The sequence below is a fragment of the Ligilactobacillus agilis DSM 20509 genome (assembly GCF_001436215.1).
Lineage (GTDB): Bacteria > Bacillota > Bacilli > Lactobacillales > Lactobacillaceae > Ligilactobacillus > Ligilactobacillus agilis.
In genome coordinates this window covers 1-3,037 of sequence record NZ_AYYP01000004.1, presented here as the reverse complement: position 1 = coordinate 3,037, position 3,037 = coordinate 1, and the positions used below count along the sequence as shown (strand labels likewise).

At 50.0% G+C, this 3,037-nt stretch carries 1 rRNA gene; it reads left to right on the top strand.

From position 1 onward, the window contains the following. Nucleotides 1–132: 132 nt before the first annotated feature. Nucleotides 133–3,037 (top strand): 23S ribosomal RNA (locus tag FC14_RS00410); the annotation flags it as partial.

Below are 3,037 nucleotides of genomic sequence, written 5' to 3'. Positions count from 1 at the left end.
AACTTGTTCTTTGAAAACTAGATATTTATTCTATTTCTTATTTAATGAAAAACCGAGAAAACACCGCGTTTTAAAGAGTTAAAACAAGAATTAGTTCTTAATCGCAAACTCATAGCTTAAATTATTAAGCGAGGTTAAGTTATTAAGGGCGCATGGTGGATGCCTTGGCACTAGGAGCCGATGAAGGACGTGACTAACTGCGATATGCTTCGGGGAGTTGTAAGTAAACTGTGAACCGGAGATTTCCGAATGGGGCAACCCAGCAGGCCTAACGGCCTGTTATCGCTAAGTGAATTCATAGCTTAGTTGAAGGTAGACGTGGGGAACTGAAACATCTAAGTACCCATAGGAAGAGAAAGAAATTCGATTCCCCCAGTAGCGGCGAGCGAAGAGGGAAGAGCCCAAACCGAGAAGCTTGCTTCTCGGGGTTGTAGGACTGGACTTTAGAGTTACCAAGAGATTTGATAGTTGAATGATTTGGGAAAATCAGCCAGAGAAGGTGAGAGCCCTGTAAACGAAATTAAATCTCCTCTGTCCAGGATCCTGAGTACGGCGGAACACGTGAAACTCCGTCGGAATCCGGGAGGACCATCTCCCAAGGCTAAATACTACCTAGTGACCGATAGTGAACCAGTACCGTGAGGGAAAGGTGAAAAGCACCCCGGGAGGGGAGTGAAAGAGTTCCTGAAACCATGTGCCTACAAGTAGTTAGAGCCCGTTAATGGGTGATAGCGTGCCTTTTGTAGAATGAACCGGCGAGTTACGTTAGCATGCGAGGTTAAGGGGGAAAGCCCGGAGCCGAAGCGAAAGCGAGTCTGAATAGGGCGCTTTAGTATGTTGACGTAAACCCGAAACCAGGTGACCTACCCATGTCCAGGTTGAAGGTGCGGTAAAACGCACTGGAGGACCGAACCCGTGTATGTTGAAAAATGCTGGGATGAGGTGTGGGTAGAGGTGAAATTCCAAACGAACTTGGAGATAGCTGGTTCTCTCCGAAATAGCTTTAGGGCTAGCCTCGGAGTAAAGGATAGTGGAGGTAGAGCACTGTTTGGACTAGGGGCCCGTCTTGGGTTACTGAATTCAGATAAACTCCGAATGCCACATATCTATATCCGGGAGTCAGACTGCGAGTGATAAGATCCGTAGTCGAAAGGGAAACAGCCCAGACCACCAATTAAGGTCCCTAAATATGTGTTAAGTGGAAAAGGATGTGGAATTGCACAGACAACTAGGATGTTGGCTTAGAAGCAGCCACCATTTAAAGAGTGCGTAATAGCTCACTAGTCGAGTGATTCTGCGCCGAAAATGTAACGGGGCTAAACACATTACCGAAATTGTGGATGTGTCCGTAAGGACACGTGGTAGGAGAGCGTTCTAAGGGCGGTGAAGTCAGACCGTAAGGACTGGTGGAGCGCTTAGAAGTGAGAATGCCGGTATGAGTAGCGAAAGGTAGGTGAGAATCCTACCCACCGTATGACTAAGGTTTCCTGGGGAAGGCTCGTCCTCCCAGGGTTAGTCGGGACCTAAGCCGAGGCCGAGAGGCGTAGGCGATGGATAACAGGTTGAGATTCCTGTACTAGTTAAACTTGTTTGAACAATGGAGGGACGCAGGAGGCTAGAGATGCGCACTGTTGGATATGTGCGTCCAAGCAATAAGTCTGTTGGTGAGTCAAATGCTTACCGACTGAGGACAAGTTGTGATGGGGAGCGAAATTAAAGTAGCGAAGTGATTGATGTCACACTGCCGAGAAAAGCTTCTAGTTAGAGTTTAATTACCCGTACCGCAAACCGACACAGGTAGTCGAGGAGAGTATCCTAAGGTGAGCGAGAGAACTCTCGTTAAGGAACTCGGCAAAATGACCCCGTAACTTCGGGAGAAGGGGTGCTGAGCGCAAGCTCAGCCGCAGTGAATAGGCCCAGGCGACTGTTTATCAAAAACACAGGTTTCTGCAAAATCGTAAGATGAAGTATAGGGGCTGACGCCTGCCCGGTGCTGGAAGGTTAAGAGGAGTGCTTAGCGCAAGCGAAGGTGCGAATTGAAGCCCCAGTAAACGGCGGCCGTAACTATAACGGTCCTAAGGTAGCGAAATTCCTTGTCGGGTAAGTTCCGACCCGCACGAAAGGCGTAACGATCTGGGCACTGTCTCAACGAGAGACTCGGTGAAATTATAATACCCGTGAAGATGCGGGTTACCCGCGACAGGACGGAAAGACCCCATGGAGCTTTACTGTAGCTTGATATTGGGTGTTTGTACAACTTGTACAGGATAGGTAGGAGCCGTAGAAGTCGGAACGCTAGTTTCGACAGAGGCGCTGGTGGGATACTACCCTCGTTGTATGAACACTCTAACCCACGCCGGCAATCACGGCGGGAGACAGTGTCAGGTGGGCAGTTTGACTGGGGCGGTCGCCTCCTAAAAGGTAACGGAGGCGCCCAAAGGTTCCCTCAGAATGGTTGGAAATCATTCGCAGAGTGTAAAGGCATAAGGGAGCTTGACTGCGAGACCTACAAGTCGAGCAGGGACGAAAGTCGGGCTTAGTGATCCGGTGGTTCCGCATGGAAGGGCCATCGCTCAACGGATAAAAGCTACCCTGGGGATAACAGGCTTATCTCCCCCAAGAGTCCACATCGACGGGGAGGTTTGGCACCTCGATGTCGGCTCATCGCATCCTGGGGCTGTAGTCGGTCCCAAGGGTTGGGCTGTTCGCCCATTAAAGCGGTACGCGAGCTGGGTTCAGAACGTCGTGAGACAGTTCGGTCCCTATCCGTCGCGGGCGTAGGAAATTTGAGAGGATCTGTCCTTAGTACGAGAGGACCGGGATGGACATACCGCTGGTGTACCAGTTGTTCTGCCAAGGGCATCGCTGGGTAGCTATGTATGGATGAGATAAACGCTGAAAGCATCTAAGCGCGAAACTCGCCTCGAGATAAGATTTCCCATTCCGTAAGGAAGTAAGACCCCTGAGAGATGATCAGGTAGATAGGATGGAAGTGGAAGTGCGGTGACGTATGAAGCGGACCATTACTAATCGGTCG